Here is a 26,607-nt window from a genome sequence, read left to right on the forward strand (position 1 = left end):
CCGATGACTATTGTCCATCACACCTGATGGACGGCATAAACGTCAAAAGCCAGCCTGATAACAGGCTGGCTTTTTTGTCTTTATTGAGAACGCGCATAATAAAAAATACCGCGGTGAGCGTCTGGCGCTAACCCGGTGCCTGACTGGCTATAGACTGCGGCGTGAGAAATCTTTCGCACGAAACCCCAGCAGCGCCAGCACCGCGAAATAGCTGCCCGCCCCGGCCACCACCACCACCGCTAAACGCAGCAACCGCATGGTCATATTGCCAGTGTCCCAGTCAGGCATCCACTGGCATAGCGCTATCAGCACCAGTGCCATCACCACCACCGCCGCTATCAGTTTCGCCAGAAATACCCGCCAGCCAGCCTGTGGCACGAACAGCTGTTGACGGCGTAACTGCCAAAACAGCAAACCGGCATTAATACACGAGGCCAGCCCGATTGATAGTGACAGCCCCGCATGTTGCAACGGGCCGATAAACGCCAGGTTCATCAATTGGGTCAGGGTCAGGGTAACCATGGCTATTTTTACCGGCGTTTTAATATCCTGCCGGGCGTAGAAACCCGGCACCAGCACTTTCACCAAAATCAACCCCATCAGGCCGATGGAGTAAGCCACCAGCGCCCGCTGCGTCATCAGTGCATCAAATGCGCTGAATTTACCATACTGGAACAATGCCACCGTCAGCGGTTTGGCCAGCAAACCGAGCGCGACCGTTGCCGGTAGTGCCAGCAGAAAACACAAACGCAACCCCCAGTCCAGCAAGCGGGAATACTCCTGCGCATCGCCGCTGGCCACGCTTTTTGAGAGTGATGGCAGCAAAATGGTGCCGAGTGCCACGCCCAGCACGCCCGAGGGGAACTCCATCAGCCGGTCGGCGTAATACATCCACGACACCGCGCCCTGGCTGAGAAATGAGGCAAAGATCGTGTTAATGATAAGCGAAATCTGGCTGACCGAAACGCCGAGAATCGCCGGGGCCATCAATTTCATCACCCGGCTGACGCTGGGGTCGCGAAAGCGAAGTCGTGGCAGTACCAGCATGCCGATTTTCTTGAGATGAGGAAGCTGATAACCGAGCTGTAAATATCCCCCGACCACCACCGCCCAGCCTAACGCCATCACCGGCGGGTTGAACCAGCGTGCGCCCAGCAAGGCAAAGCCTATCATACTGATATTAAGCAGCGTCGGTGCAAACGCTGGCACCGAGAAACGATTCCAGGTATTAAGCACCGACCCAACCATGGACGTCAGCGAGATAAGCAAAATATAAGGAAACGTGATACGCAACAGCGCAGAGGTCAGCTCAAAGCGCTCCGGCGTCGAGGCAAAGCCGGGGGCCGTTACCATAATCACCCAAGGCGCGGCCAGCATTCCGCCGACGGTCACCAGCGCTAACACCAGTGTCAACATCCCTGAGACATACGCCAGAAAGGTGCGGGTTGCCTCTTCACCCTGCTGGTTTTTGTACTCCGCCAGAATAGGAACGAACGCCTGAGAAAATGCGCCTTCGGCAAAAATGCGCCGGAGCAAGTTGGGCAATTTGAAGGCCACAAAGAAGGCATCTGTTGCCATACCGGCACCGAATACGCGCGCCACAATCGCATCACGCATAAATCCCAGCACCCGGGAAAGCAGCGTCATAGAACTGACCGCAGCCAGTGATTTCAGTAGATTCATTCGATTATTCAGCTCAGGAATGAAATGAAAGGATAATAGCGGCGGAAAACCCAGGATCGCCCGGTCGGGCGGATACCCACTGCCTGCAACATTTACGCCAGCACAGTGAATGTGGGTTAATGCGATAACATCATGTGATACCGCAGCGTCACCCGAGTCTGGCTGCCGCGGCACAGCCTAGACCATTGCCCGGCGAATAGCCACACAGCGCCTTTGCAGGCGCTGTTTTTTTCAGCATTTTCTCAGTGGCACCATCACCACACTAACGAAGCCATGCCCAGGCAAAGCCTGGTGCGACGACGCAATCAGCTTCGGGCTTCAGTCAGCATGGGGGGGGCTGGCAGATAGCACCGCCAGTTGCGACCGCAGTTCAGCCACCTCCAGCTCAAGGGCCGCGACCCGCGCCACCAGAGCCTCCGCTGACACGCGTTCATCCGTGTGAGTCAGCTCTTGCGTATCACTACCAATGACCTCTCCTGCCGTCACGTCCCCGCTAAACAAATGCATAAACCGACTCTCGCGTTTCCCCGGTTCACGGGCCAGACGCACCACAAAGGGCCCATCCTCACGCTGTTGCAATTGCTGTAATACGTTCTCAACATCCGTGACATCCGAAAACTCGTACAAACGCGCCGCTCGGGTGCGCAATTCCCCCGGCGTTTGTGCACCACGCAGCAGCAGTGTGGTGACCAGTGCCAGTTCAGCGGCAGAAAACTTCAGGTCGCCAAATTCAGAATTGCAAAAGCGGTGTTCGTATTTCATCACCCGGTTGCCAAACCCGCTGACAGTACGCAAAAAATGCCGTTTTACCAGTAAATCAAGCGTTTGCTGGACATCGCTTTCGCTCAAATCCATCACCGGTTCCCGGTTGGTTTTCTGGTTGCAGGCACTGGTCAGGCCATTAAGTGACATCGGATACTGATCCGGTGTCGTAGCCTGCTTTTCCAGCAAGCAGCCAATAATACGCGCTTCCTGCGGTGTGAATAGGTATTTCATGGCACGGCTCTCCCGGTAATTAGCATTAGCGCATTGGCGTCCATTCATTATTGGTTAAGGCAGTCAGCACATGATCCTGCCATTTACCATCGATAAGCAGATAATTTTTGGCATAGCCCTCTTTTTCAAAACCAAGGCGGGCCAGCAAATCTCCGCTGCGGTGATTGTGCGGCATGTAGTTGGCCATAATACGATGCATATGCTGTTGACGCTGCATATAACGCAACGCCGATTGCAAGGCTTCATACATCAAACCTTGCCCCTGCCATTTTTCACCCAGTGAATAACCGAGATAACACGCGTGAAAAGACCCCCGCAGGACATTACTGAAATTAGCCACCCCCCGAACGTCGTTTTCATCCTTATCCAGCAGCAGAAAATAGTAGGCACTGCCCTGTTTGTGCATATCGGTAATGACACTCAGCCGGGCCTGCCAGCCCGAAGGATAGCAGTGGCTGGCATCACGCACCGGCTCCCAGGGTTTTAAAAAATCACGGTTTTCCGCATAGTACTCAGCCAGACGCCAGGCATCGCGTTCATGCGCCAGACGGACCACCAGCCGGTCTGTCGTCAGGCAGACTCTGGGTGTCGTTGAACGATAGCCAAACATGGCTTCCCCCTTCAGGTGACGGTTGTTCGATAAATAAATTTTATGCATAACGTCATGGCTACCACCCACGCAGCCATGACCGTGGTTAATTTACTGTTCTGCTTACTATAACCACATAAATTCCATAGCGTAAAACCGTCACTGCCGAGTTATTGCCCAATCAACACGCCCATACGGATTTTTTTCACGATCTGCTTGCCAGATAACAGTTGGACGATAAAAAAATTTATTATGTGAACTCACTATCACCCTGAGCGATTCAGCGCGAGAATAGGCAGGTTGTCTTCCTTTCCTTCATTCCTCGTGGTGAAACATGTCATTGATGGCACAGGCACGCAGCCTGGGTAAATATTTTCTGCTGCTGGATAACATGCTGGTGGTTTTAGGTTTTTTTGTCGTTTTCCCGCTTATCTCTATCCGCTTTGTGGATCAAATGGGCTGGGCGGCCCTCACCGTAGGGATTGCGCTTGGCCTGCGCCAGTTGACCCAGCAAGGATTGGGTATTTTCGGTGGTGCCATTGCAGACCGTTTTGGTGCAAAACCGATGATTGTTGCAGGCATGCTGTTGCGCGCGCTGGGGTTTGTGTTAATGGCGCTGGCAACCACGCCACTGATTCTGATGCTCTCTTGCGTGCTCTCAGCACTCGGCGGCACGTTGTTTGAGCCGCCGCGCAACGCCATCGTCATCAAGTTGACGCGCCCGCACGAGCGCAGCCGCTTCTTTTCACTATTGATGATGCAGGATAACGCCGGAGCCGTAATCGGTGCGCTTATCGGCAGCGCACTGATGCAATATAACTTTTCCGTTGTCTGCTGGGCCGGTGCGGCAGTGTTCGTTCTGGCCGCGTTGCTCAACGCACTGCTGCTGCCAGCCTACCGCATTTCTACTGTCCGCACCCCTATCCGTGAAGGGTTGCTGCGCGTGATGCGCGATCGCCGTTTTGTGGTGTATGTCCTGACCCTGACTGGTTATTTTATGCTGGGTGTTCAGGTGTTACTGATGATGCCGATTATGGTCAATGAGCTGGCGGGCAGTCCGTCGGCGGTAAAATGGATGTATGCCATTGAGGCCTCGCTCTCCTTGCTGCTGCTCTACCCCATCGCCCGCTGGAGTGAAAAACGCTACCGTCTGGAACAGCGGCTGATGTTTGGTTTATTCATCATGACAATTAGCCTGCTGCCGATGGGAGTGATGAACAGTTTGTCGTCGCTGCTGATGCTGATTGGCCTGTTTTATATCGGCTCTATCATTGCCGAACCCGCGCGTGAAACGCTGGGCGCGTCGCTGGCGGATGCCCGGGCACGGGGCAGCTATATGGGCTTTAGCCGTATGGGGCTGGCGCTGGGCGGCGCGCTTGGTTACAGCGGCGGCGGCTGGTTGTTTGATACCGGAAAAGCCCTCGGCCAACCCACCTTACCGTGGTTCATGCTCAGTATTATTGGCATGTTGACGCTGGCGGCACTTTATTGGCAGTTTTACCTGCATCGCTCAGCCCCGGCTATGGTGAGCGAGCATTGACCTGTTTCCCGATACACACCGCGATTTGCTACATAGACGTATTGCGCTTATCGCAAGATAATTCCACCCGATATAATGACGTCCTGCTATTGCCTGACGTTAAGGAATCAGAATGAAACTGTTTGTTTATGACCACTGCCCTTTTTGTGTAAAAGCCCGCATGATTTTCGGCCTGAAACATCTGCCAGTGGAATTACAGGTGTTATCTAACGATGACGAAGCCACCCCTATCGCGATGGTCGGACAAAAAATGGTGCCAATCCTGCAAAAAGAGGATGGCAGCTACATGCCGGAAAGCCTGGATATTGTGCAATACATCGATGCGCTGGATGGCAAACCACAACTGACCGGCCCGACGAACCCGGCTATCGAGGCCTGGATCCGCCGTGTTTATGATTACGCGCCACGCCTGTTAATCCCGCGCTTTGCGCGTGCCGATTTCGAAGAGTTCAAAACCGACGCCGGCCGTCACTATTTTGTCCATAAAAAGAGGGGCAAATTGGCCCGTTTCGATGATCTGCTCGCCCAAAGCGCTGAGCTGATAAGCCAACTGGAAGCCGATTTACAGCAACTGGACTCACTGATTGCCTCACCTGACGCCTGTAACGGTACGTTATCGCTGGATGACATTCACCTGTTCGCGCTGTTGCGCTCGCTGACCATTGTGGCAGATGTCAACGTGCCTGCCGCCGTTGCTACCTATTGCGACACACTTTCCCGACAGACAAAGGTAGACCTGCTGCTGGAGCAGGCGCAGTAATCCTCTACGCCGCCAGCGGGGTTTAAGTCTTTTCCGATTGGCGCGCCCCCCGAAATATCGCACCCTGCCGACGCCCTCATCCTGAGGGCATTATGAAAACAAGAGGTTAGCACAATGAGAAATCCGGTCATGGCCGCGTTGCTCTTATTCAGCATCTTGCTACTTGGTGGCTGTGGCCCACTGACGCAATACAGCCTGAGCGAGCAGGAAATTAATCAGTATCTGCAACAGCATAATGATTATCAGAAAACGCTGGGGGTGCAGGGCGTGATGGATGCAAAAATTACCCTCACCCATCTCTCAAGTCAGATTGGCCGCACCGAACCGGGAAAAGTCACACTCAGTAGCGATGCGAATGTCGATCTCCATTCATTGCTGGGTTCACAGCAGGCAGCACTAAAACTCACGCTAAAAGCCCAACCGGTTTTTGATAAGCAAAACGGTGCTATCTACCTAAAAGAGATGGAGCTGGTGGACTACAGCGTTCAGCCACAAGCGCTACAAACCGTATTGCAAACGCTAATACCCTACCTGAGATCGTCACTCACCGGCTATTTTGACCAGAAACCGGCCTATGTGCTCAGCCCCGAGCACAGCAGTAAAGAGGCACTGGCCAGAAAACTCGCCAAAGGCATTGATGTCAAACCCGGCCAGTTAGTTATCATGCTGACGGATTAACGGTGCTGATAAACCAAAGGGCAGCGATGCTGCCCGGTATGGACATTCAGGCAGACTCTGCGTCATCGTTCCCTTCATCAGCATCAGCTTCTGCCAGCTCATCACGCATTGCCTCCAGCGCTTCACGACAAATTATCGCAAGCGTCCGATAGAACGGCGTTGTGGCATGACTTTCCAGCTTACCGAGAAAGCGATCGCTCCAGGTCAACACATAGTCGTCAAACAGCGCCGACTGTGCTGCGGTTTCATCTTCCTGAGCCTGATCCTCAAGCCAGGATGCCGCCAGCAGCAATGAACCGAACTTGTCAGCCGGCCCCTCGCCTAACGGCATGCCACGCTGTTGTAAAAAGGTGCGTACCTCGGTTTCCGGTGCCTCCTCCAGCCAGTCGCCACGCCGTGGTGGTACTGCCGGAGCGGCACCAAACAACGCATCATAATCGGCCTGAAGCGCCGGAACATCGACACTGCGCTGCCAGCGAGCCATCAGTTCATCCTGAGCCAGCGGCCACTGCTGCGCCAGCTTGCCCTGACTAATCAGATTCAGCAGCGGCTCCAGCAACGGGTCTTGCGGCGGGCGGTTAAACAGGGTGCCGAGAATACGGCACACCATAGAAAATTCATTCATGTTATCTACCTGTCAACAGGGACATATTCTGCATCCCTTTGGGTATGGGCGATGACGGGCCAAACAGCACCGTCACCAATTCGCAAACTCAGCGATAGCGGGTTTACCGCGCCGTTCCAGAAAATCCAGCACCCGACGCGGGCTGACATTCAACACGCGATCCTCGGGAAAATCAACGTCCTGCAAAATTCGCTCACAGTGAGGAAATTCCCCTAATGACCAGGCAACATGGGAATCCGATCCTAATGCCAGATACCCGCCCGCATCACGCACCGCCTGAGCAACGGCCAGGCAATTCGCCTCGCTGCCTTTGCGGGAATGGGCAAATGAAGAATTATTCAGTTCCAGCGCCACCTGGTATTTTGCAGCGGCCTGAGCAACAGCCTGAATATCAATGGGAAATTTGGGGTTACCGGGGTGACTGATAATGTGCACGGCACCCTGTGCCATAGCCGCGATCATCGCTTCAGTATGGGTGTCTCTGTCTTGCGGTGCGAACACCGGCTCATGGAAACCGGCTATCACCAAATCCAGGCCATCGAGCATCGGGCCGGTACAATCAATATCCCCGGCCCGGTTTTTGATATTGGCCTCAATACCACGCAAAATACCTACACCGTCAACCGCGCGAGGCCACACCCGCATATTGATAAAATGCCAGTAATGCGGTGCATCAGCCATATCCGGGCCGTGATCGGTAATCGCAATAAGTTGAATCTGGCGGGCTTTCGCTTGCACCACATAATCATGCAGGGTGCTATAAGCATGCGTACTGGCAACCGTATGCATGTGTAAATCAACGGGATACATGGCTTCTCCTGACTCGCATTAATAAGGCAGCATAGCATTTATCCTCTCTGGAGGCAGCCAGTGAGGCAACGCCGTCACCAGAAATTAACCCCCGGACAACACACCGTGCGGGTTGCCATATCGATATTCCCGGTATCGAAAAAGACAGTAAATGGTGAGAAAAACAGCAAATTGCGCTAACTTTAGCTAAACGCGCATTTTTATGAAAAAGTGTATTGACGCTGCACCCAATTTTCCCTAGAGTAGCGCCCCGTTGCCCTGACAGGCAACGTCCGGTGAGGTGTCCGAGTGGCTGAAGGAGCACGCCTGGAAAGTGTGTATACGTGAAAACGTATCGAGGGTTCGAATCCCTCCCTCACCGCCACTTTAAGAGTAAAGTCAAACAGTTAGATATTGATTTTGCCACGCATAAAAGTTCGCTCAGGCGAACTTTTTTTGTCTCTGCCCCACGCATGCCGCATTGAAATCTGCGCCTTATCTTCTGCTTGCAAAGAAAGCTTTAAGACATACTCAAGCTCTGCATCAGCAGGTTTTCCGATACCGGCGCTAGCTGACCGGATTGAATCGTTACCTGTCCACTATTTGGCGGAGAATATCCATTCTAACAAGTGATCCCCGACTTAAGCCGGGGGATAAAGGGACGTCGCGCGCGCAGACTAGCGCGCAACCAATTGGGTAATGCTCTCTGCCAGAAAATCAATTTCTTGCGGCGTATTGTAAAAAGCCAGAGAGGGTCTTACGGTTCCTTCATGACCAAAATGACGCAAAATGGGCTGCGCGCAATGGTGCCCTGAGCGTACCGCGATCCCAGCTTGACTGAGATGACGCCCGACGGCCTCATTCTCATGACCCGCCAACACAAACGACAGCACACTAGTCTTCTGCGCTGCGGTGCCAACCAGCGTCAAACCAGGAATGCGCGACAGCTTTTCGATACCGTATTCCAGCAGTGCATGTTCGTACTGGGCGATATTTTCGATCCCAAGCGTCGTCACATAATCGATAGCGGCCCCCAGCCCCACGGCATCCGCAATGTTACCGGTGCCTGCCTCGAACTTGTTCGGAGCAGGTTGATAGCGCGTCAGTTCAAACGTCACATCGGCGATCATGTTGCCGCCGCCCTGATAGGGTTGCGCCTCGTCCCACACCTCTTGCTTGCCATACACCACGCCGATCCCGGTGGGGCCGAAGATCTTATGGCCGGAAAACACGAAAAAGTCGGCATCCAGCGCCGTGACATTCACGGGGATATGTGAGACAGATTGCGCGCCGTCAATGGCGATACGCACCCCAAAGCGGTGTGCAATCGCCACCAGTTCCTGAATTGGCGTCACCGTTCCCAGTGCATTAGAAACATGCGTTGCCGAAACAAACCGGGTTCTGTCGTTAAACAGACGCGCATACTCCTCGACGATCAGTTGGCCGTGTTCATCAACCGGTGCGACACGGACAACCGCCCCCGTTTCTTGCGCCACCAACTGCCACGGCACAATATTGGCGTGATGCTCCAGCAGCGTGAGGATGATTTCCATCCCCGGGCGCAGCAGCGGTTTCACGTAGCTGTGCGCAATCAGGTTAATGCCTTCCGTGGTGCCACGCACAAAGACAATGTTCTCTGGCCCCGGAGCCCCGAGAAAACGCGCTATTTTTTCGCGCGATGCTTCATAAGCATCCGTGGAGCGGGCAGCCAAGACGTGCGCTGCGCGGTGCACGTTAGAGTTTTCATGCAGGTAATAGTGGCTAATACGCTCAATCACCTGACGTGGCCGCTGTGTGGTGGCAGCATTGTCTAACCATACCAGCGGTTTGCCGTCCACCTGTTCAGATAAAATGGGAAAATCCGCGCGGATACGTTCCACCGGCACCTGACCGACTCGCGCCAACGGTGCGGGAGTCCAGAGTGATGATGTTCCCGCCGTGGCGGCGGCAAGCGCACCCGATGGCGCACTCGCTTGGCCCAAAGGCACTACGCGCGGCGTATAAGCAGGGTCACTATCACGCGAGACAGGCGTTGCGCTGCCCAACAGCGCCAACAGATCGCGCTCATCAGGCAATCCATAATCCCGTGCCGAGGGACGGTGCTCCAAATTCCCTGACCATGCATCGGGCAAGCCCGGTGGTGTCAGAGTGCGGTTATTGATAGTCCGGTTATTGATAGTCATAGTATTCACCCACTTCAACGTCCTCCAGCACGGCGATCGCATCATCCGCCAAAATCGCCGCAGAGCAATAAAGTGAGAGCAGGTAGGAAGCCACACCGTTGTCATCGATGCCACGAAAGCGCACTGACAGCCCACGCGATTGCTCGTTGGGCAACCCGGATTGATAAAGCCCCAATACACCACGCTTGGCCTCACCAGAGCGAATCAGCAGGATATTGGTTTTCCCCCCCTTGCCTTTCGGGTTCTTTAAACCGTCAACAAACAGCTTGTCAGAAGGGATCAGCGGGATGCCGCGCCATAAAATAAAGGTACCGCCATGCAGGTTAGCGGTAACTGGCGGCACACCACGACGCGTGGCCTCACGCTGAAATGCGGCAATCGCACGCGGATGCGCCAGGAAGAAAGAAGGTTCTTTCCACACCCTGGAGATCAACTCATCCAGATCATCTGGCGTTGGGCGTCCGTTACGTGTCTGAATGCGCTGCGATTCAGCGATATTATTCAATAATCCGTAGTCATCATTATTGATCAATTGGCTTTCCTGACGCTCCCTGAGACTCTCAATCGCCAGTGCAATCTGTTCTGACGCCTGATCGAACGGTGAACTGTAGAGATCGGCAATCTTGGTATCGACGTTAACGATGGTGGCAATCGAGTCCAACTGATATTCACGCGGCTGTGTCTGGTATTCAATATAACCTTTCGGGATCTCAATGCGGGTGGGGTCCTGGCTGCACAGCACATCCAGCGGCGTATCCCCCTCCACCACTTTGTTAACGCGATAAATGCCAGACTCCAACCCTTTATAATCGAGGAAACGGCTTACCCAGCGTGGCGTAATTGCCCCAAATTGCGGTGCGGTTTTGGTGACGTTAGCCAGTTGATAAGCGGCTTCGCGTCCCAATGCATTAATGATTTTTTGTTCTGCCATGATGATACCTTTGTCTTATTTTCCGAAAATAAAGAGGATGACTCTCAGTACTGAGGCAAACGGGGATCCACTTCCCGCGCCCAAGCGTTAATACCATCTTTCAAATTCAACACGCGGCCTGTATAGCCAGCACGCTGAAGCGCACGGATGGCGAAAATACTGCGCTGCCCAATCTTGCAGAGGAAAACCGCCTCTACCGCAGGATCGAATTCATCAATACGTCGCACGATTTGACCGAGTGGCATCACCTTAGCCTGAGGAAATTTCACAATCGCCCGCTCGTGAGGCTCACGGATATCAATCAGTTGAACGGGTTTACCCGATTCCAGCCACACCTGTAGCTCCTTCGCGGTGACGCTCTCGATAGGTACTTCTTCGTTTGAGGGTTTAAGGCCGCAAAACTCCTCATAATCGATCAGTTCGTGAATAGTTGGATGCTCGCCGCACACCGGGCAACCGGGATCTTTCTCCAGCCGCAATTCACGCTGTTTCATCTGCCACACATCCAGCAGCAACAGGCGACCTATCAGGCTATCGCTACCGCCAACAATCAGTTTGATCACCTCGGCGGCCTGAATAGTACCGACAATGCCGGGCAGTACCCCCACCACACCGCCCTCGGAGCAGGAAGGCACTAGCCCTGGAGGCGGCGGTGCTGGATACAGGCAGCGGTAGCACGGGCCAGCTTTGGCATAAAACACGCTGGCCTGCCCTTCGAACTGGAAAATGGAACCATAAACCGTGGGTTTGCCTGACAGTACGCACGCATCGTTGATCAGATATCGGGTGGGATAGTTATCGGTGCCATCAACAACAATGTCGTACTCCCGAATAATATCGAGCGCATTTTTACTGTTCAGCGAGGTGTTGTAAGTCACAACCTGAATATCAGGGTTGATGGCTTTGATTTTGTCTTTGGCTGAAGCCACTTTCGGGCGATCGATGTCTTTAGTGGTATGAATAATCTGGCGTTGCAGGTTAGAAACCTCAACGAAATCAAAATCCACAATCCCTAATGTGCCAACGCCTGCTGCGGCCAGATAAAGCGCAACCGGCGCGCCTAATCCACCGGTGCCAACCAACAGCACCTTCGCGCTTTTCAGTCGCTGTTGTCCCTCTAATCCCACTTCCGGCAGCAATAAATGGCGGCTGTAGCGAGCTATCTCAGCATGAGATAGCGTAGCCAGGCGGTCGTCAGGAATGATGCTCGGTGTACTCATACCATCGCCTCTGTACCACCGGCAATGGCGGGCACCAGTAACACTTCATCGCCCGAATTGATTGGCGTTGCCAGACCACCACTGTGTTTAATATTGGTGTCGCCCACATACAGGTTGATAAACGTGCGCAGTTCACCTGTCTCGTCATACAGATGCTGCTGAATATCGGGGTAACGCGTTGCCAGTGCTGCAACCAGTTGGCCGACAGTGCTGCCTTCCAGACTGACTTTGCCCTGTCCCTCGGTAAACGCACGTAATGCAGTAGGAATTAATAATGTGGCTGCCATTGCTTCTCTCTCTGTCTGTTCTATAGGGTGATAAAAGCGTGTCTTCGCTGTTCGGCGCGTCATGTCACGGCACCGTTTGCACACGCTCCTGTTCAAAATGTTGTCTGTTCGGCGTCAATCGCCAGCTGGTCAGATCCCCAGCCTGCCGTTCGGCAACCGCCACAATGATGTAGGCGTAAAAAGGCAGAGCGTGCTCACGGTCATACCCGGACGGAATGGCAGGATGATCGGGATGCGAGTGGTAAAAACCCACCACATCAACGCCCTGCGCCAATGCCGTGCGTTCAGCCCGCAATGAGTCGTCGGCGGTTATCACAAAGCGGTGGTATTGCTCTTCGGATTCCCGCGCATTTACGATGGGTAAAATTGCAGTGACCCGGGCATCCCCATTGGTTGAAAAATGGCCCAACAGAGCGCCGCAGCACTCATTGGGATAGGCTTTTTCACCTTCTTGCCTAATCTGATGCGCAATATCAGTGGTTAACTCAATCATCGGTTTCATTCCAAAAAGGGTCTGCAAGGTAGCGGGAGCCGGTGTCGCACAAAAGCGTCACCACCACCGCGCCAGCGGGTAACGTGCTTGCCAGTTTGGCGGCCGCCGCGACATTAGCGCCGGAGGAAACCCCGACAAAAACGCCCGCCCGGCGAGCCAATCGCCGCGTGGTGGCGTAAGCCTCTTCGGTGGTGACGGTGATGACGCCATCTTGTAAGGTTTCATCCAGAATGCCGGGCTTGATGCTGCTCGCCATGTGCTTGGTGCCTTCAATACCGTGAAACGGCGAGGCGGGCTGCACAGCAAGCGTTTGCACCCGCGGGTTTTCCTGCTTGAGCCGCTGGGCAATGCCGACAAAACTGCCAGAAGTGCCCATACCGGCAATAAAGTGAGTGACGCGCTGCTGCGTCTGTTGCCAGATCTCCACTCCCGTGGAGGCAAAATGAGTCGCAGGATTGACCGGGTTGTTGTATTGGTCAGGATAGAAATAGCGCGCCGGATCGGATGCGACCAGAGCTTTAACCGCCAGATAAGCGCCATCAGACCCTTCTAGCGGATCGGTTTCTACAATCACTGCACCATAGTGGCGAATGATCTGTTTACGTTCTGCGCTGGTGTTCTGCGGCATATACAGCACCACCTTATAGCCCAACGCTGCACCGATCATGGCATAAGCAATGCCCGTATTACCGCTGGTCGCATCAATGATGGTTTTTTCTGGCGTCAGCGCGCCACGCGCAATGCCCTCCAGCACCATGGCTCTTGCCGCACGATCTTTTACCGAACCGCTGGGGTTCATAAACTCCGCTTTCGCCCATAACGATACCCCGGGCGCAACATTAGAAAATAAGGGCAAGGCAATTAATGGCGTATTACCCACCTTATCAAGAATAGTCATGATTACATCCATATGCAGGGTGCATGATTATTATTGGATAAATGATTTTAAAAATAATGAACGATATAATTAGACCAACGGTGGTTTATTATTTTTTCATAATCCATACCGAATTAAAGAATAACTTTTTTCGCTGACTATCATTTTACTGCGCAAAATACGACTTCATGGAATAACGCTTTAAATGCCATCGCCATCTTGATATTGGGTATGCAACACCCTCGCCTGACGCACATTGCTATCCGGCAAAACATCCTGCGTCAGCCAAACGTTGCCGCCAATGCTGGAACGCGCACCAATAGTAATCCGGCCTAATATCGTGGCACCGGCATAAATCACCACATCGTCTTCCACTATCGGATGACGGGGATAGTTCTTTTGCAACTGGCCGTCATTATCCGTGGCAAAGCGTTTAGCACCGAGCGTGACAGCCTGATAAAGCCGCACGCGTTTGCCGATAATCGCCGTCTCGCCTATCACTACGCCAGTACCGTGATCGATAAAAAAACCTTCACTGATTTGCGCTCCAGGGTGGATATCAATGCCGGTTTCGCTATGCGCCTTTTCCGTCACGATTCGCGCCAATAAAGGGAACCCCAATTGATACAATTCATGGGCCAGCCGGTAATGCATCACTGCATGAATACCAGGGTAGCACAGCAGCACTTCATCTCGGCTTCGTGCAGAAGGGTCACCCTGATATGCAGCCTGAATGTCGCTGTCCAAACGTTTTCGAACCGCAGGCAAACGCGTGGCGAACTTGCGAATACGCTGTTCTGCTTCCTGCCATTCAGGTGAGCTGACGCCATGGGGAGTTGGGGTGCCTGCAAGGTAGTGCAATTCAAATGCGGCCTCTTGCGAAAGCGCATCAAGCGCCGTCCCTAGCAGATAGCCAACGTAGTAATCTTCACCCTCTTTACGCAAATCGGTGGATCCCAATCGCATGGGATACAATACTTTAATCAACGTATCAACAACGCTATGGACATTCTGTTTTGAAGGCAGTAACCGCTTATTCTGATAATCACTCTGAGAAAAACTGTCACGCCATTGCTGACGGACTCGACGTAATCCGTCAACGACCCCATCAAGATGCCAATGATTATCTCTTTGAGAAATAAACATTAATTCTCCTAACTCCGACATAATGTTTTCCTCTCAAATACACGCTATAGATTTGGATAAATTGTTTCCTCAATTTTTATGCGTGACTCACCAACAAAACAAATACTGTTATTGGCTTTGCATAGCCAATAAATGGTTAACGTACGATGTCTCCAACTTATTGATAATGATTTATGGTCAGATAGTGTCCAATGACCTTGTCATTTGGTCATGCAGCACCACACACCTCAGCGTCATTTAAGATGGATTAAGATGGAGGGATAACAATGAGTTAACGCGGTAACAGCGGGTGGCACCCCGCCGCCGCAACTCACCGTCAAGGGCCGCTGGCTGGAAGATCTCGGTTTTAACACCGGGCAGCCGGTTATCGTCACCGTCTGGCGCGGGTGGCTGGTGATTGAGGCGGCGCTGAGGATCTAACTGGTAAAAATGACGATCCCGTTTTATTATCGAGTCCGGTGACCGGCTGAGCGATCACCGAACTCGATAATAAAACGGCTCATTGCCAGCCGCCAGTTCTGGATCGGCATACTCCATTTTTTCGAGGCCGACTGTATCGCCAGATAAATCACCTTCCGCACCGAGTCGTCCGTTGGGAATACGTTGCGTTTCTTTATCGCCTGGCGGATAACGCTGTTCAGTGATTCAATGGCATTCGTCGTGTAGATGGCTTTACGGATGTCGGGCGGGTAGCCAAAAAACGTATTGAGATTTTCCCAGTGTGTACGCCAGCTTTTACTGATTTGCGGGTATTTTTCATCCCAGACCGCTGCGAAATCCTCCAGCGCCATTAGCGCCGCTTCCTCTGTGGGGGCACGATATACCGCTTTCAACCCGCTGGTCACCCCTTTGTAATCCTTCCACGACACGTATTTCAGGCTGTTGCGCACCATATGGATAATGCAGAGCTGGATGTGGGCCTGCGGATACACGCTGTTTATCGCATCCGGGAAACCTTTCAGGCCGTCGACGCAGGCTATCAGGATATCCTGAAGTCCCCGGTTCTTCAGTTCGGTCAGCACATTCAGCCAGAACTTCGCCCCTTCGTTTTCGGCCAGCCACATCCCCAGCAGTTCTTTTCGGCCTTCGGTGTTGATAGCCAGCGCCAGAAAGACCGACTTGTTTATCACACTGCCGTTTTGTCGGACTTTGACAACAATACAGTCAAGATAAACAATGGGATAGAGCGCATCCAGTGGGCGGCTTTGCCATTCTGCCACCTGCTCTTTAACCGCATCGGTGACTTTGGATATCAGCGAGGGTGACACATCCGCATCGTACATTTCCTGGAACGTAGCGACGATTTCGCGGGTCGTCATGCCTTTGGCGTACAGGGATAAAATCTGGCTGTCCATCTGGGTGATACGCGTCTGGTTTTTCTTGATTAGCTGAGGTTCAAAGGTATTTTCGCGGTCACGCGGCGTGCTGAGCTCAATCTCGCCGTCATCGCAAAGCAGCGTTTTTGACGAGTAGCCATTACGGGTATTAGACCCTTTTTTAGGCGCATTTTTCTCATACCCGAGATGGTCAGTCAGCTCAGCATTGAGTGCTGTTTCGACGGTGAGTTTGGTCAGCATACGTGAAAACTGGTTGAGGTCTGCTTGCGTTTTAAGGCCTTTAGCCAGTTCAGCCGCAAGGGCTTTGAGTGTCTTTTCGTCCATACTTTGCCTGTCTCCGCTGTTGGAGTGAACATATCAAAAACAGGCAATTACACAATTTTAATTACAGTCTCTGCTACACAGAATTATTTACAGCATTCGTATAGCCCCCTCCCTATTAACCAATTTTATATTTCAAACAAATATCATTTGCTGTTAAATCACCATTAATTAACTGATTATATTCGCTCTCTGTAATTTCCACTTTCTGTTCTTCAGTTCCCTGAGTTCCTGATAAACAGAAAAAAATATACTGATAATCATTTAATTTCCTTACTCTCCACCAATTCTCGGTTGAGAACTCGCCATCTGCCAACGGAGTCTTTTCAGGATATGAAAATGATTTCATTGTGTAGTATTTATCCATATCATTCATTTCACTTACCACCATTGTATTTATTCAAATCAATCAACTGAGCATTTGGTTTGTGTGAAAAATCCATTACAGCCTCAGAAATACCACCTGATGTCTTTCCTCCAGGCAACCAAAACTGATTTGCGCCAGGTTCGTTCCCTGATGGGATTTTCAAGTTCTTAAGATCTTGTTTCTGAATATAAAAGATACCCGTATTTGAATTACCTAAGTAACCAGATTCCAATCCCAGTTTTTGCTCTACAACCCTGAGATTACCACTTGATTCTTTTATCAATTTGTCGAACTCAGATTTAGGCATCACAAAACCACTATCAGGACCAAGAGTTCCATACTTTTTCACATCATCCATTGAGGCAAATCTCACTGCCCCATCGTCAAACTTAGCCAAATGCGAATCTATTTCAGCTTTTGACATGTATGTTGATGGTTCAGGCCGCTGTCCTTTAGGAGTGTTAACAATCTCATTTATTTTAGATTGGCTTAATTTTGAATCTCTGGCTGAACCACCTGCTTTACCCGGTAAAGCGACACCAACCCCGGCCCCAGCAAGCCACGCTGCACCCTCGGATGCAACCGCCATACCTTTACCAAACTCACTGGCATATTGGTCTATGACCGCATTATCTTTCGCCGTTTCCTGCTGGACAAACCGGGCAACATCCGAGTCGATTCCCTGTAAGAACCCGTTTTCAAGATACGCATTATACGCATCATTTGCGACATCTCGGCCAAATGCACAGGTATCAGGGTTGTCCTGACAGGATGCTATCTGTTTCTCTCTGTCTTTTTCTGCCTGCTTACGCGCCGCTTCAAGAATGGGAGCTATATCCTCTCCCTTTTCTTTGGCCGCTTTCACTTTTCTGTCCAGTGAATACATATCGCTGGACAGGAAGTTATTCTCCACCGCATTGCGCCCGGCCTGTACCCCCGTGGCTGCGCCGTCCACACTCCCTGAGGCTATCCCCGCCGCCAGGCCCGCTGCCACCGAGGCCAGCGCACTCACCGACTGTTTCTCCGTTTCCGTCAGCGTGTTGCCGTCACGACCCGGGTACAGCGCCTGCATGATAAGCAGCCGCGCCGCCAGTTCGCCGCCCGCCGCGCCCGCGGCTCCCGCCACCGCATCACGGCCCGATACCTGCGCCACCACCGCCCCCACCAGCGCATGGCCCATCGCATTCGCCGCAATGTCCGAGGCCGTGGCGTTCTTCTCGTCCGCTGGCATCGTCGCCTGTTTCACCAGTTGCGCCAGATACGGGGCCGACGCCCCCGCCAGCGCCTGTTGCAGGTTGCCGCCGCCCGCCAGCGCCTGCAACGCCGCCGTTGCTGCCTGCAACCCGCGCTGCACGTCGCTGCCCGTGCCGTACGACGCCATCACCGCCTTGTACGCTGCCGTGTCCGTCAGCGCCTTACGGTAACTATCCCACGCCTTTTCCTTCTCTTCTTCCGTCTTTAGCGTCGATTCATCCGGCTTCGCCACCTGCCCCCCGGCCGCCTGCGTCGCCCGGATGTCCCCCGCCGTGCGCACCACCTCCATCACCTGGCCGCCCAGCGCCCCCACCGACTGCGCCAGTTGCAGCCGCTGCTGCTCCTTCTCCTTGTCAAACAGCGGACTCAGCCCGTTCGCCGCGTGCGCCGCATCCCGGCTCAGGCCCGCCACGTCCTGCTGCTGACCGCCCGGATTGCGGATGACCAGCGCCCCCCGCTCACCGCCGCGTACGTGGTGCTGGCAGCATTGCCGCCCCGCCCCAGCGACATCAGCGCCGATGGCGCGGTCATCGCCGCCGTCTTCAGCGCATCCATCAGCCCCGGGGCCGTGCTCAGGCTTATCCCGCCGCCGCTGTGCGACACCGAGAACTCGGCCCGGTTGTCGATATTGCCAAAGCCCAGCGTGCCCGTCTCCAGCCGGTTTTTATCCGCGCCGGCCGTCGAGCCTATCACCGCGCCGTCCAACTGGGTGTGGTTGCCGACATGAATGTCGTAGCCCCCCTGACCGGCAAACAGCCCGGTCTGCTGCTCGCGGTAAAATGCCATGCTGCCGCTGACTTACGGCCTCGCCATCAGCTATGTTCCCCGGCAACCGCAGCGGGCGCAGCACGGTTTATTCCCGTCAACGTTACGCGCAGGTGTTTTAGCATCGAACGCATTGACCCGACTGCCGCCGCCAACTGGATCAGGCATTACCCCGGCGGCCTGACGTTCGCCGAGTAACTACACGTTCTATCCCCGGCCAGCACCGGTTTTTTTGCTTTAGCGCAGGGGGTCGGGCATCGCCCTGACCGGGTGGTTTTGGGGACACGGCCCACTGGCGGTGGCCACAAAACATTTCCTGTCCGGGGGTTTAAGTATTTTCTGGCAACCCGCCGCCGCAACTCACGCTGAAGGGCCGCAGGCTGGAAGACCTCGGTTTTAACACCGGCCAGCCGGTTATCGTCACCGTCGAGCGTGGGCGGCTGGTGATTGAGGCGGAGATTAGGATCTGACCGGTAAAAACAAAGATCCCGGCGCAGAGGCTGGGATTTTTTATAAGTCAGTATCTCGTAGCTCATTAATTACATTACATATTGTACCTGATGGAAGAAGCACCTCATTGATTTCTTTTCCATCATCAATACTCCATACCAAACGATCATTAGAACTCGTTTTCATAAAATAAAGATAATATCCATTATCGCCCATAGCTGTGCATGTCAAATCAAACAACCCATCAATAAGAACATCACCGTCGCCAGTAAAATAACTCTCTGCATTCCTATATAGGGTTACTGCATCCACAATTAAATCATTAACAATCAACCCATCCACGGGCGACTTGGAATAAAAACCAAACGTAGTTTTTAACTCAAATACATCAACAACATCAAAGATCCTCCTTCCATCAAGATACAAAGAAAACAGTCCATTTTTCCAAATATCACCAGGAGAACTCCAATGTTCAATAACGTCGAACTGGAGCGCAAAATAGAATGGATCACCATAAATCATTTTATCCTAACCCCCAACTGTTTCTGAATATCACTTGGTATCTGCTTACCTGTCAGTTTATTTTTTTCATCACCAGAACTACCATTCCAGTGATATTCACCATTAGTCCCTTCAAAACGATGAACATTACCTTGACCATCCACAGAGAACCGAACTTCTTTATTTGGATATTGCTTTGAACTTGGAATAGATTGCGCAAAAAGATCCAATGAATCTTTCGGCTCAATTCCTGCGTTAGGGCGGTTTCCATCACCACCAAGAGTATGCTTAGGATTAGATTTATATTTTAATCCATTTGACGCGATTACTGACTCAGGAACAGGTATTGCGCTTCCTGTTCCTGATTGCCCTTTACCCGAAGAACCAGCCTTACTTACGCCCCCTGCAATCCCCGCTGCACTGGCGATTCCGGCATGTCCCATGATATTGGCAACTTCTGCCGAGGTATCCTCAGACCCCCCCAGCAACTGAGCACGGTTCATCAACAAATTGCGCGATGCATCAATATTCGACATCGCACCACGCAGGTTAGCCCATTCCTGAACCTCCGCCTCAGTCAGCGCACTTATTCCCTCATTCCGCTCTTTATTTTCCAGCTCGGTCATGCGAGCGCTGTAATCCCCTTGCCATCCTTTTAACTCTTTTGCCAGGGCAACACACTGTTCTGGTGAGGAACAATTCGCTATCTCATTCTGTAACTTGTCGTACTCAGCCGCGTATTTTTCCCTAACCTCGGCACGGCAGGTGGCATTTCCGTTACAGGCAACCAGCTCTTCGCTGCGGCTTTGCTGCTGAGGCTGGCTCAGATGGTTATTCTCGATAACAACGTCATCCGTTGCGAAGTCAGCCGCCGAACCCACTTTTTCCCTGTGCAGTCAGCCGGTTACAGCCGGTTTTCCCTGAGGCGTTTTGATACCCGGACACCGACGCCCCGATACGCGGTTTTGGCCCCCGACACGCTACCGCCCTGCCGGGGCTTTCGCCTGCAACCCACGCATCATAGCAGCGGCGGCAGCCGCTGCCATCCGGTGTTGGGGTTCGGTTTGGGGTTTCATCGCAACCCGTGACGGGGCCACAGCTTGCCTGTGGCACCGGCGCGGGGTCTGCCGGTGCGGACGGCACAGAGTCCGCAAGCGACGCCCTGCGGCGCTCTGTGGCTCCGACGGTTAAGGTGAAGAGGCACCTGCATGACCACGCCACACCGGGGCGGGGGCGAAGGCTGGCCGGCACGGGAACGAGCAAGGAGCCTGCGACTGCGAGCCGTGACGGACAGATGCAGCGGGCGGGCATGAAGCCCTTCAGCGGAGGCCCGACGGGCCGACTTCTTCTTTGGGGTGGCTGTTGAGGATAACGCAAGGGGGAGATATCGGATGACGTCTGGACTCGACGCCGACGCCGGTGTTTCCGGCGACACAAGGCGGCCAGGAAGCCGAAGAACGCACACCACCGCCGACAGCGGAAGGCACAGCCTTGCGCACCGCGCCTCACCCGCGATGCCAATGGCGGGGGCGCAAGACATAATGCGGATTATACGATACGAGCCGCACTACGCGCCGGGAAGGTGCAGTGGGCTTGCCCAGCGAGCGTCGTATAATCCCCCGCATTATGTTGAACGGCTGACCGGCCAGCCGCCGGGTTGACACGGAGCACCGCCGCACAACGCGGGCCGGGCGGACGTTTACCCCCGCCCGCGACATGGCATGACGGCAGTCAGCCCGGCGGGCTGTCTGCCGAACCCGCTCCCGGCGCACTCGCCCGCAGAGCGCTAACTCTTACGGTAATGTCCCGCTATTTTTCGCGAGGTATGCAGTACACGCAGTATACGAACCACCTGCTCTTCAACAGCATACACGATGATGAACGGGAAGCGTGGAACCACCAGTTTCCGCTGTTTCTCCGTCTTCCCGGCCTTCACCCCCGCCTGCGGATTATCCTGAAGGATGTCGGCCATGCTGACGAACCGATCATCCGTGGCACTGGCTACCGCTAACCCCGCTTCTTTGTACAGATAACGGAAGATGGCCTCGCGATCCGCCTGTGCCTGCTTTTCCCACTGAACGGCTGATGTCACAGTTTGCCTCGTGCTGCCTGCATTTTCAGTTCATTCATGCGGTGGTTCATTTCTTCGTTGCTGATAAACTCGCCTTCCCCGTCCTCATAGCGGCTGAACGCATCCAGTATCTGCTGCTCCAGCCAGCCCTCATGCTCACTGTTTTGATAGCGACGCTCCTCTGCGGCCAGCTCTTCTGCCCGCTGACGCATCACCTCCGTCAGGCTCATTCGCTGTCTTTCCGCCGCCTGCATCGCCAGACGCTTGGTTTCCTCGTCTATTCTGAAGTGGATTGTTCCCATCATCTCCTCACCCTTGTGGTGTCATTTGTGTTGTCATTATGCAAGCTGTTTTCCGGCCTGTCACGCTCAACATCCAGCACCTCATCCGCCATCAGGTCAGCCAGCAGCCCGGTTTCCTCTTCAGGGTCACGCTCCGCCGGATGCGTCGAGGCATGAACCGCCTGCAACGCCCGGATGCTCACCTGCGTGTAGATTTGCGTGCTCTCCACGCTCGCATGGCCCAGCATCGCCTGTATCCACCGCAGGTCCGCCCCGTTCTCCAGCATTTGCGTCGCCATCGCGTGCCGGAACAGGTGGCAGCTTCCCCATTTCGCTATCCCCGACGCTTTGATGTAGTGACTCACCAGATTGGTAATGCCGTTCGGCGTCAGCCCTTCCACCCCGTCCAGGGCCACGAACAGTGCCGGACAGTGCGGGTTCACCAGCAGTTGCGGCCTCACCTCACGCACATAGTGCGCTATCCACCCTAACGCCCGCCTGCCAATGGGGATAACCCGGTCCTTCTTTCCCTTGCCCTGCACGATGGTCACGATATGGCGGCTCGCGTCCACGCTGTACACTTCCAGCATCGCCACTTCACCCCGCCGTATCCCGGTTGACCACAGCAGCTCCATCAGCGCCCGGTCGCGGATGCCCTGCAGCGTGGTCAGGTCCGGCAACGCCAGTACCTGCTCCACATCCGCCACGCTCAGGATATGGCGCGGCAGCCGCTTTTCCAGTCGCGGCAACACCAGACCCGACGCCGGGTCGGCCAGCAGCAGATGATGCCGCGTCATCCAGCCGAACCACACCACCAGTGGCCCCAGCTGGCTGCGCTGCGTCCGCGTGCTCAGTGGCTCACCGTTCGGTTTGCGGTACTGGTACAGATGACGCTGGTAGTGCTCCAGTATCGGTAAGGTGATGTCACGGCCATAGTGCAGCCCGCGCTCCGCCGCCCACAGGATGAACCGGTATTGATGATGGGTTTGCGTCTTCAGCGTCGTCTCTGACCAGTTCCGCTCCCGACGCCACGCCACGAACCGCAGCAGCAGCGCGTACAGGCTCTTCGGGTCACTGGCCGGGCCGATGGGTTTTCGGTACACCTCATCCACCGTCAGCAGTGCATCGGCGCGGGGTTTACGGTTGGCCATTTGTCACCCCCGTTTTCCCGGTCACAGGCAGCGGTGCGGATGGCGATTTTTCTTTTCCCCTGATTACTGCGTCTGACTCAGCGCCGACCACTTCCGCCCTCAGCCCTTGTACCGTCTGGCCTGACGCCGGTTTTTCCACGCCAGACTTGCCCCGGACCTGAGGCAGACTTAAGCCAGACTTTTCTTCCACCGGGCCAGACTTGCGCTCGCTGCCCTGCCACCGCCGCACATCCGCGCTAACCGCAGGCAGCGGCGCGGCAGGCGATGTTGGGTTTCGCTTTATTACCGCGTCTGACTCAGTCCCGACCGGTTCGGCATCCAGCCCTTGTGCCGTCTGGCCTGACGCCGGTTTTTCCACGCCAGACTTGCCCCGAACCTGAGGCAGACTTAAGCCAGACTTTTCTTCCACCGGGCCAGACTTGCGCTCGCTGCCCTCATGCTCATCCACCTCCAGCAGCCCGCACAGATGCGGGTCATCACCGCTTTTTCCGTCCCACAGCAGCTCATACTGCAACAGGTGGCCCCGGCTGCCGCCGTGCAGCAACAGGTATTCCATTTCAGCCAGCCGCAGACAGTGGTTCTTGAGCTGGCTGTCGCTCCAGTTGGTCCATGCCCGGATATCCCGCCGCGTGAACCGCACTTCGCCGGGCTGGCAGCCCTGACGCTGTGCCAGTTCGCCCACCATCGCCTGTATCAGCCGCAACAGCTTGCGCGTCTGCGGCGGCATTTCATCCAGCGTCCGGCCCAGCACCTCGTGAGCCAGTTGGTTCGCCAGCGCGATATCGCTTTTTTCCACCTCGATATACTCGATAACCTGCCCCCGGTGCCCGACCCGCTTCACCGCACGCTGGTACTGATGCAGCAGCGCGATGGCCTGTATCAGCGTCAGGTACTTCATGTGGTCGCGCCGGGTACGGGTTTTATCACTCAGGAACGTCAGCCGGTCGGCATACGGATTCACCACCTTCAGCGGTCGCAGCAGCCGTTGCGCGTTCTGGTGCAGCGTCGTCAGGTAGCCTTTCTCACTCGTGGCCAGCAGCCCGGCCAGCGTCTGACCGTGACGCTGCATCGCGTGTATCGCCTGCGTCTGCTCCCGGCTCTCATTCACGGTGAGAACCAGACAACGGTTCAGCAGCTCTTCGTCCACGTCGCTGGCCGTGGTGGTCAGCATCAGCATCACCGGCCCCTGCACCCGGTATTCCCGCGTCACCAGCTCGCCGCTCTGCTCGTTCTTGCCGGTACTGGCGATTTTCAGTTCCCCGTCCGACTGGAGCAGCTTGAGGGCATACGCCGCCTGCCGCACCCCTTCTTCTTCCGCGATGGCCAGTATCTTGTGCTGTAACGAGGTCTCACCGAGGTAATACAGGCTCTGCCCGGTCATCGCGCTGTACTGGATGCGCTCTTCTTCCGGCATCATCCCCAGCACCGCCTCCATCAGCGACGATTTCCCCGCCGCCGAACTGCTCTGTATCAGCACGGCCAGCGGTTTATCCAGCTTGCGCGACGTCGCCGCCAGATACCCGGTCAGCAGATTGGTGCTTTCCCCCACCACCCCGCAGGCGGCCAGGTCGTCCACGATACGGGCGGCAAGGTCCGGGGACTTGAGTAACGCCAGCGCCGCCGCCTCGTCTTCCGCGCTCACCGTGACCGCGGCGGTCGCGTCGGCCTGCTCCGCCGCCTGCCGCTGACGCGCCTGTTGCTGCTCCAGCATCAGCAGCACCCGCCCGCATTCGCGTTTGATGACCGATGCCTCACAGCCCAGCTCCGCCGCCGCTGCCGCCACATACCCCTGACGCTGCCGGGCGCTGTACAGGTCCAGCGAGTCCACATGCAGCGCGCCCGTGCTCTCGTCCCGCACCTGCACGTTGACCTTCATCACCTCGGCGACGGTGTTTTTCTGCCAGCCGCGCACCCGCCACACGCGCGGGCCGTGGGTCAGCAGCAGGTCGCCGGACGGGGTTAACTCCCCCGCCACCGGCTGTGCCGGTACGCCCGCCGGGGCGGCTAAGGAAGAAGGTTCACGCTCGCCACTCACCGGCATCTCACGGGAGAACACCACCCCCGGCCCGGTTCCCTTGCCCATCCATGCCGCCTGCTCCAGTGCCAGCCCTAACGCGCTTTCCGGGCTGCCACTGTTCAGCGCATACGCATTCGCATCCAGCCCCGGCGGGAACCGCACCCGCCACGCCTCGATACCCGCTTCCAGCAGCTCCGCCGCCACGCTCTCCGCGCCCCGGTCGCCCGCCGCGTCCCGGTCATAGGCTATCTGCACCCGTTTCACCCCGTGGTACTGCAACGCCGCCAGATGGTCAGCGGTAAAGCCGCTGGCTCCGTAGGCCGTGGTCACATTGCGGAACCCGGCACACCAGAACGTCATCGCATCGATCAGCGACTCGCACAGGATAAGGTCCGACGACGCCTTCAGCGCTGCCTCGTTCCACACCCCGGCCAGCGGCGACGGCAGATACAGGTGCTTCGGCGAGCCTTTGAGGATTTTGTGGTCCGGTTGCACCCGCCTCCCGTACAACTGCATCACCCGGCCACGTTGCGCCACGCTCGCCGACTCCGCCCAGCCGATAACCGGCATCACCACGCAACCCCGGAAGTGGTCCTGCTTCGTGGTCGCCCGCAGCACCCCCAGCCCGGCCAGCTTCTCACGCAGCCGTTTTCCCTCGTGGCTCGACGAGGACGGCAGCAGCCCCGCGCTGCCGCCGATGCCGTGATGACCGGCGAACCCCAGCCGGAAGTGGCTCACCAGTTCCGGGTGCGTCAGACCACGACCGGCCAGCCACTGCTGCGCCTCCGGGCTCGCCAGCAGGCTCTGGTGGTAGAAGTCGATAACCTGATGCAGCAGCGCCTGACCGTCATCGTCCAGGTCGGCGAGTGGGGTACGGGCCACGGTTGACGAAGCCGGAACCGGAGCAGGAGCGGCGGCTAAAGAAGAGGCTGTCCCGGCCAGCTCCCGCAGCCGCAGCAGCGTTTGCGGGTAGGTCAGCCGCTCGGTGTGTTGCAGCCAGTCCAGCACCGACCCCGACGCCCCGCAGCCGAAACAGTGGTACAGGTTCTTCGACGGCGTGATGACGCAGGACGGCGTGTTCTCCTGATGGAACGGACACCGGCACACAACACTGTCCGCCCCCTGCTTTTTCAGCTTATGGCCCTGAGACTGCGCCACAGCCCGCAGCGACACCCCGCGTTTCAGTTGCTCCAGCTCTGCCGGTGTCAGTCGTCCCATTTCCACTGCTCCTGTCAAAAACCTGTCAATAGGGTTTCAGTAAAAATAACTCGACAAGCATATACCGCAGTGAGTAG

27 protein-coding genes, 1 tRNA gene and 2 pseudogenes are annotated in these 26,607 nt (G+C 55.3%); 7 read left to right on the plus strand and 23 right to left on the minus strand.

Annotation, left to right across the window (positions count from 1 at the left end; all coding sequences use genetic code 11):
- Positions 1 to 147: 147 nt before the first annotated feature.
- The 3 genes from murJ to rimJ form a co-directional block, all read right to left on the minus strand.
- Entirely contained in the window at positions 148 to 1,683 is a 1,536-nt protein-coding gene (murJ, locus tag DAQ1742_RS10545; RefSeq protein ID WP_180706102.1) for a murein biosynthesis integral membrane protein MurJ, read from the minus strand.
- Between the two features lie 318 nt (positions 1,684 to 2,001).
- Entirely contained in the window at positions 2,002 to 2,679 is a 678-nt protein-coding gene (locus tag DAQ1742_RS10550) for a YceH family protein (protein WP_035342174.1), read from the minus strand.
- A gap of 25 nt (positions 2,680 to 2,704) precedes the next feature.
- Complete coding sequence (rimJ, locus tag DAQ1742_RS10555; RefSeq protein ID WP_035346018.1) at positions 2,705 to 3,289, minus strand: ribosomal protein S5-alanine N-acetyltransferase; 585 nt, start codon at positions 3,287 to 3,289, stop codon at positions 2,705 to 2,707.
- A gap of 313 nt (positions 3,290 to 3,602) precedes the next feature.
- Between rimJ and mdtH the strand changes: the two genes are divergently transcribed.
- The 3 genes from mdtH to DAQ1742_RS10570 all read left to right on the plus strand — a co-directional run bounded on the left by mdtH (position 3,603) and on the right by DAQ1742_RS10570 (position 6,246).
- Positions 3,603 to 4,808: a multidrug efflux MFS transporter MdtH gene (gene mdtH, locus DAQ1742_RS10560; RefSeq protein ID WP_035342176.1), complete on the plus strand. Its 1,206-nt coding sequence runs from the start codon at positions 3,603 to 3,605 to the stop codon at positions 4,806 to 4,808.
- A gap of 112 nt (positions 4,809 to 4,920) precedes the next feature.
- Entirely contained in the window at positions 4,921 to 5,568 is a 648-nt protein-coding gene (gene grxB, locus DAQ1742_RS10565) for a glutaredoxin 2 (RefSeq protein ID WP_180706103.1), read from the plus strand.
- Between the two features lie 114 nt (positions 5,569 to 5,682).
- Positions 5,683 to 6,246 (plus strand): lipoprotein, encoded by a 564-nt coding sequence (locus tag DAQ1742_RS10570; protein WP_035342178.1) that lies wholly within the window; start codon positions 5,683 to 5,685, stop codon positions 6,244 to 6,246.
- A 46-nt stretch (positions 6,247 to 6,292) separates the two neighbouring features.
- Here the strand turns inward: DAQ1742_RS10570 and DAQ1742_RS10575 are convergent, their stop codons facing one another.
- Positions 6,293 to 6,871, minus strand: a complete 579-nt coding sequence (locus tag DAQ1742_RS10575; protein WP_035342180.1) for a TorD/DmsD family molecular chaperone — start codon at positions 6,869 to 6,871, stop codon at positions 6,293 to 6,295.
- A gap of 72 nt (positions 6,872 to 6,943) precedes the next feature.
- On the minus strand, positions 6,944 to 7,681 hold the full coding sequence (locus tag DAQ1742_RS10580) for a phosphatase (protein WP_035342181.1): 738 nt from the start codon (positions 7,679 to 7,681) through the stop codon (positions 6,944 to 6,946).
- 274 nt (positions 7,682 to 7,955) lie between these two features.
- Between DAQ1742_RS10580 and DAQ1742_RS10585 the strand changes: the two genes are divergently transcribed.
- A tRNA-Ser gene (locus tag DAQ1742_RS10585) sits at positions 7,956 to 8,045 on the plus strand.
- Positions 8,046 to 8,337: 292 nt separating this feature from the next.
- Here DAQ1742_RS10585 and DAQ1742_RS10590 read toward each other — a convergent pair.
- The 7 genes from DAQ1742_RS10590 to epsC all read right to left on the minus strand — a co-directional run bounded on the left by DAQ1742_RS10590 (position 8,338) and on the right by epsC (position 14,818).
- Positions 8,338 to 9,843 (minus strand): cysteine desulfurase, encoded by a 1,506-nt coding sequence (locus DAQ1742_RS10590; protein WP_232046668.1) that lies wholly within the window; start codon positions 9,841 to 9,843, stop codon positions 8,338 to 8,340.
- Positions 9,830 to 10,774, minus strand: coding sequence for a family 2A encapsulin nanocompartment shell protein (locus tag DAQ1742_RS10595; RefSeq protein WP_035342187.1), 945 nt, complete (start codon positions 10,772 to 10,774; stop codon positions 9,830 to 9,832). The genes DAQ1742_RS10590 and DAQ1742_RS10595 overlap by 14 nt, the downstream gene beginning before the upstream one ends.
- Before the next feature lie 44 nt (positions 10,775 to 10,818).
- Positions 10,819 to 11,994, minus strand: coding sequence for a molybdopterin-synthase adenylyltransferase MoeB (moeB, locus tag DAQ1742_RS10600; protein WP_035342188.1), 1,176 nt, complete (start codon positions 11,992 to 11,994; stop codon positions 10,819 to 10,821).
- Entirely contained in the window at positions 11,991 to 12,281 is a 291-nt protein-coding gene (locus DAQ1742_RS10605) for a MoaD/ThiS family protein (RefSeq protein ID WP_035342189.1), read from the minus strand. The genes moeB and DAQ1742_RS10605 overlap by 4 nt, the downstream gene beginning before the upstream one ends.
- A 64-nt stretch (positions 12,282 to 12,345) precedes the next feature.
- Complete coding sequence (locus tag DAQ1742_RS10610; protein ID WP_232046439.1) at positions 12,346 to 12,783, minus strand: Mov34/MPN/PAD-1 family protein; 438 nt, start codon at positions 12,781 to 12,783, stop codon at positions 12,346 to 12,348.
- Positions 12,767 to 13,672 (minus strand): PLP-dependent cysteine synthase family protein, encoded by a 906-nt coding sequence (locus DAQ1742_RS10615; protein ID WP_051124049.1) that lies wholly within the window; start codon positions 13,670 to 13,672, stop codon positions 12,767 to 12,769. The genes DAQ1742_RS10610 and DAQ1742_RS10615 overlap by 17 nt, the downstream gene beginning before the upstream one ends.
- A 180-nt stretch (positions 13,673 to 13,852) precedes the next feature.
- Positions 13,853 to 14,818 (minus strand): serine O-acetyltransferase EpsC, encoded by a 966-nt coding sequence (gene epsC, locus DAQ1742_RS10620; RefSeq protein ID WP_074384644.1) that lies wholly within the window; start codon positions 14,816 to 14,818, stop codon positions 13,853 to 13,855.
- A 288-nt stretch (positions 14,819 to 15,106) separates the two neighbouring features.
- On the opposite strand from epsC, the pseudogene DAQ1742_RS10625 reads away from it, so the two are divergent.
- A pseudogene (locus DAQ1742_RS10625) lies at positions 15,107 to 15,217 on the plus strand (SymE family type I addiction module toxin); the annotation flags it as partial.
- Between the two features lie 26 nt (positions 15,218 to 15,243).
- Here DAQ1742_RS10625 and DAQ1742_RS10630 read toward each other — a convergent pair.
- From DAQ1742_RS10630 to DAQ1742_RS20710, 4 genes are all read right to left on the minus strand, one after another.
- The gene (locus DAQ1742_RS10630; protein ID WP_035342192.1) at positions 15,244 to 16,458 is read right to left on the minus strand and encodes an IS256 family transposase; all 1,215 of its coding nucleotides are present in this window, start codon (positions 16,456 to 16,458) and stop codon (positions 15,244 to 15,246) included.
- 115 nt (positions 16,459 to 16,573) lie between these two features.
- Complete coding sequence (locus DAQ1742_RS10635; RefSeq protein ID WP_035342194.1) at positions 16,574 to 16,831, minus strand: hypothetical protein; 258 nt, start codon at positions 16,829 to 16,831, stop codon at positions 16,574 to 16,576.
- Position 16,832: 1 nt separating this feature from the next.
- Positions 16,833 to 18,488, minus strand: coding sequence for a VENN motif pre-toxin domain-containing protein (locus DAQ1742_RS20705; protein WP_269472535.1), 1,656 nt, complete (start codon positions 18,486 to 18,488; stop codon positions 16,833 to 16,835).
- Positions 18,476 to 18,862, minus strand: a complete 387-nt coding sequence (locus DAQ1742_RS20710; protein WP_269472536.1) for a hypothetical protein — start codon at positions 18,860 to 18,862, stop codon at positions 18,476 to 18,478. Before DAQ1742_RS20710 ends, DAQ1742_RS20705 begins: the two co-directional genes overlap by 13 nt.
- On the opposite strand from DAQ1742_RS20710, the gene DAQ1742_RS10645 reads away from it, so the two are divergent.
- Both DAQ1742_RS10645 and DAQ1742_RS10650 read left to right on the plus strand, forming a co-directional pair.
- Entirely contained in the window at positions 18,861 to 19,025 is a 165-nt protein-coding gene (locus DAQ1742_RS10645) for a hypothetical protein (protein WP_180706105.1), read from the plus strand. The genes DAQ1742_RS20710 and DAQ1742_RS10645 overlap by 2 nt on opposite strands.
- Positions 19,026 to 19,197: 172 nt before the next feature.
- Positions 19,198 to 19,311, plus strand: a pseudogene (locus DAQ1742_RS10650) (SymE family type I addiction module toxin); the annotation flags it as partial.
- Positions 19,312 to 19,351: 40 nt separating this feature from the next.
- Here DAQ1742_RS10650 and DAQ1742_RS10655 read toward each other — a convergent pair.
- The 7 genes from DAQ1742_RS10655 to DAQ1742_RS10685 all read right to left on the minus strand — a co-directional run bounded on the left by DAQ1742_RS10655 (position 19,352) and on the right by DAQ1742_RS10685 (position 26,530).
- The gene (locus DAQ1742_RS10655) at positions 19,352 to 19,813 is read right to left on the minus strand and encodes an immunity 42 family protein (RefSeq protein ID WP_035342197.1); all 462 of its coding nucleotides are present in this window, start codon (positions 19,811 to 19,813) and stop codon (positions 19,352 to 19,354) included.
- Complete coding sequence (locus DAQ1742_RS10660; protein ID WP_051124051.1) at positions 19,810 to 20,673, minus strand: hypothetical protein; 864 nt, start codon at positions 20,671 to 20,673, stop codon at positions 19,810 to 19,812. The genes DAQ1742_RS10655 and DAQ1742_RS10660 overlap by 4 nt, the downstream gene beginning before the upstream one ends.
- A 438-nt stretch (positions 20,674 to 21,111) precedes the next feature.
- Positions 21,112 to 21,291, minus strand: a complete 180-nt coding sequence (locus DAQ1742_RS10665; protein ID WP_180706106.1) for a hypothetical protein — start codon at positions 21,289 to 21,291, stop codon at positions 21,112 to 21,114.
- A gap of 287 nt (positions 21,292 to 21,578) precedes the next feature.
- A complete protein-coding gene (locus DAQ1742_RS10670) occupies positions 21,579 to 21,884 on the minus strand; it encodes a type II toxin-antitoxin system RelE/ParE family toxin (RefSeq protein ID WP_067486959.1) in 306 nt (101 codons plus the stop codon).
- Positions 21,881 to 22,165: a damage-inducible protein J gene (locus DAQ1742_RS10675; RefSeq protein WP_035342200.1), complete on the minus strand. Its 285-nt coding sequence runs from the start codon at positions 22,163 to 22,165 to the stop codon at positions 21,881 to 21,883. Before DAQ1742_RS10675 ends, DAQ1742_RS10670 begins: the two co-directional genes overlap by 4 nt.
- Positions 22,165 to 23,295 (minus strand): site-specific tyrosine recombinase XerC, encoded by a 1,131-nt coding sequence (gene xerC, locus DAQ1742_RS10680; RefSeq protein ID WP_067486962.1) that lies wholly within the window; start codon positions 23,293 to 23,295, stop codon positions 22,165 to 22,167. The genes DAQ1742_RS10675 and xerC overlap by 1 nt, the downstream gene beginning before the upstream one ends.
- Positions 23,282 to 26,530 carry a CHC2 zinc finger domain-containing protein gene (locus DAQ1742_RS10685; RefSeq protein ID WP_180706107.1) on the minus strand — a complete coding sequence of 1,083 codons (3,249 nt, stop codon included), beginning with the start codon at positions 26,528 to 26,530 and terminating at the stop codon, positions 23,282 to 23,284. Before DAQ1742_RS10685 ends, xerC begins: the two co-directional genes overlap by 14 nt.
- Between the last annotated feature and the right edge of the window lie 77 nt (positions 26,531 to 26,607).

The sequence above is a fragment of the Dickeya aquatica genome (genome assembly GCF_900095885.1).
GTDB lineage: Bacteria > Pseudomonadota > Gammaproteobacteria > Enterobacterales > Enterobacteriaceae > Dickeya > Dickeya aquatica.

Bases quoted from the DNA above. Each gene is read 5' to 3' on its own strand.
- rimJ (WP_035346018.1), bottom strand. From the start codon at position 3,289: ATGTTTGGCTATCGTTCAACGACACCCAGAGTCTGCCTGACGACAGAC.
- DAQ1742_RS10590 (WP_232046668.1), bottom strand. From the start codon at position 9,843: ATGACTATCAATAACCGGACTATCAATAACCGCACTCTGACACCACCG.
- DAQ1742_RS10595 (WP_035342187.1), bottom strand. From the start codon at position 10,774: ATGGCAGAACAAAAAATCATTAATGCATTGGGACGCGAAGCCGCTTAT.
- DAQ1742_RS10550 (WP_035342174.1), bottom strand. From the start codon at position 2,679: ATGAAATACCTATTCACACCGCAGGAAGCGCGTATTATTGGCTGCTTG.
- xerC (WP_067486962.1), bottom strand. From the start codon at position 23,295: ATGGCCAACCGTAAACCCCGCGCCGATGCACTGCTGACGGTGGATGAG.
- DAQ1742_RS10630 (WP_035342192.1), bottom strand. From the start codon at position 16,458: ATGGACGAAAAGACACTCAAAGCCCTTGCGGCTGAACTGGCTAAAGGC.
- DAQ1742_RS10605 (WP_035342189.1), bottom strand. From the start codon at position 12,281: ATGGCAGCCACATTATTAATTCCTACTGCATTACGTGCGTTTACCGAG.
- murJ (WP_180706102.1), bottom strand. From the start codon at position 1,683: ATGAATCTACTGAAATCACTGGCTGCGGTCAGTTCTATGACGCTGCTT.
- moeB (WP_035342188.1), bottom strand. From the start codon at position 11,994: ATGAGTACACCGAGCATCATTCCTGACGACCGCCTGGCTACGCTATCT.
- DAQ1742_RS10580 (WP_035342181.1), bottom strand. From the start codon at position 7,681: ATGTATCCCGTTGATTTACACATGCATACGGTTGCCAGTACGCATGCT.
- DAQ1742_RS10615 (WP_051124049.1), bottom strand. From the start codon at position 13,672: ATGACTATTCTTGATAAGGTGGGTAATACGCCATTAATTGCCTTGCCC.
- epsC (WP_074384644.1), bottom strand. From the start codon at position 14,818: ATGTCGGAGTTAGGAGAATTAATGTTTATTTCTCAAAGAGATAATCAT.
- DAQ1742_RS10645 (WP_180706105.1), top strand. From the start codon at position 18,861: ATGCTGCCGCTGACTTACGGCCTCGCCATCAGCTATGTTCCCCGGCAA.
- DAQ1742_RS10570 (WP_035342178.1), top strand. From the start codon at position 5,683: ATGAGAAATCCGGTCATGGCCGCGTTGCTCTTATTCAGCATCTTGCTA.
- DAQ1742_RS10655 (WP_035342197.1), bottom strand. From the start codon at position 19,813: ATGATTTATGGTGATCCATTCTATTTTGCGCTCCAGTTCGACGTTATT.
- DAQ1742_RS10610 (WP_232046439.1), bottom strand. From the start codon at position 12,783: ATGAAACCGATGATTGAGTTAACCACTGATATTGCGCATCAGATTAGG.
- DAQ1742_RS10675 (WP_035342200.1), bottom strand. From the start codon at position 22,165: ATGGGAACAATCCACTTCAGAATAGACGAGGAAACCAAGCGTCTGGCG.
- mdtH (WP_035342176.1), top strand. From the start codon at position 3,603: ATGTCATTGATGGCACAGGCACGCAGCCTGGGTAAATATTTTCTGCTG.
- DAQ1742_RS10635 (WP_035342194.1), bottom strand. From the start codon at position 16,831: ATGAATGATATGGATAAATACTACACAATGAAATCATTTTCATATCCT.
- grxB (WP_180706103.1), top strand. From the start codon at position 4,921: ATGAAACTGTTTGTTTATGACCACTGCCCTTTTTGTGTAAAAGCCCGC.
- DAQ1742_RS10685 (WP_180706107.1), bottom strand. From the start codon at position 26,530: ATGGGACGACTGACACCGGCAGAGCTGGAGCAACTGAAACGCGGGGTG.
- DAQ1742_RS20710 (WP_269472536.1), bottom strand. From the start codon at position 18,862: ATGGCATTTTACCGCGAGCAGCAGACCGGGCTGTTTGCCGGTCAGGGG.
- DAQ1742_RS10575 (WP_035342180.1), bottom strand. From the start codon at position 6,871: ATGAATGAATTTTCTATGGTGTGCCGTATTCTCGGCACCCTGTTTAAC.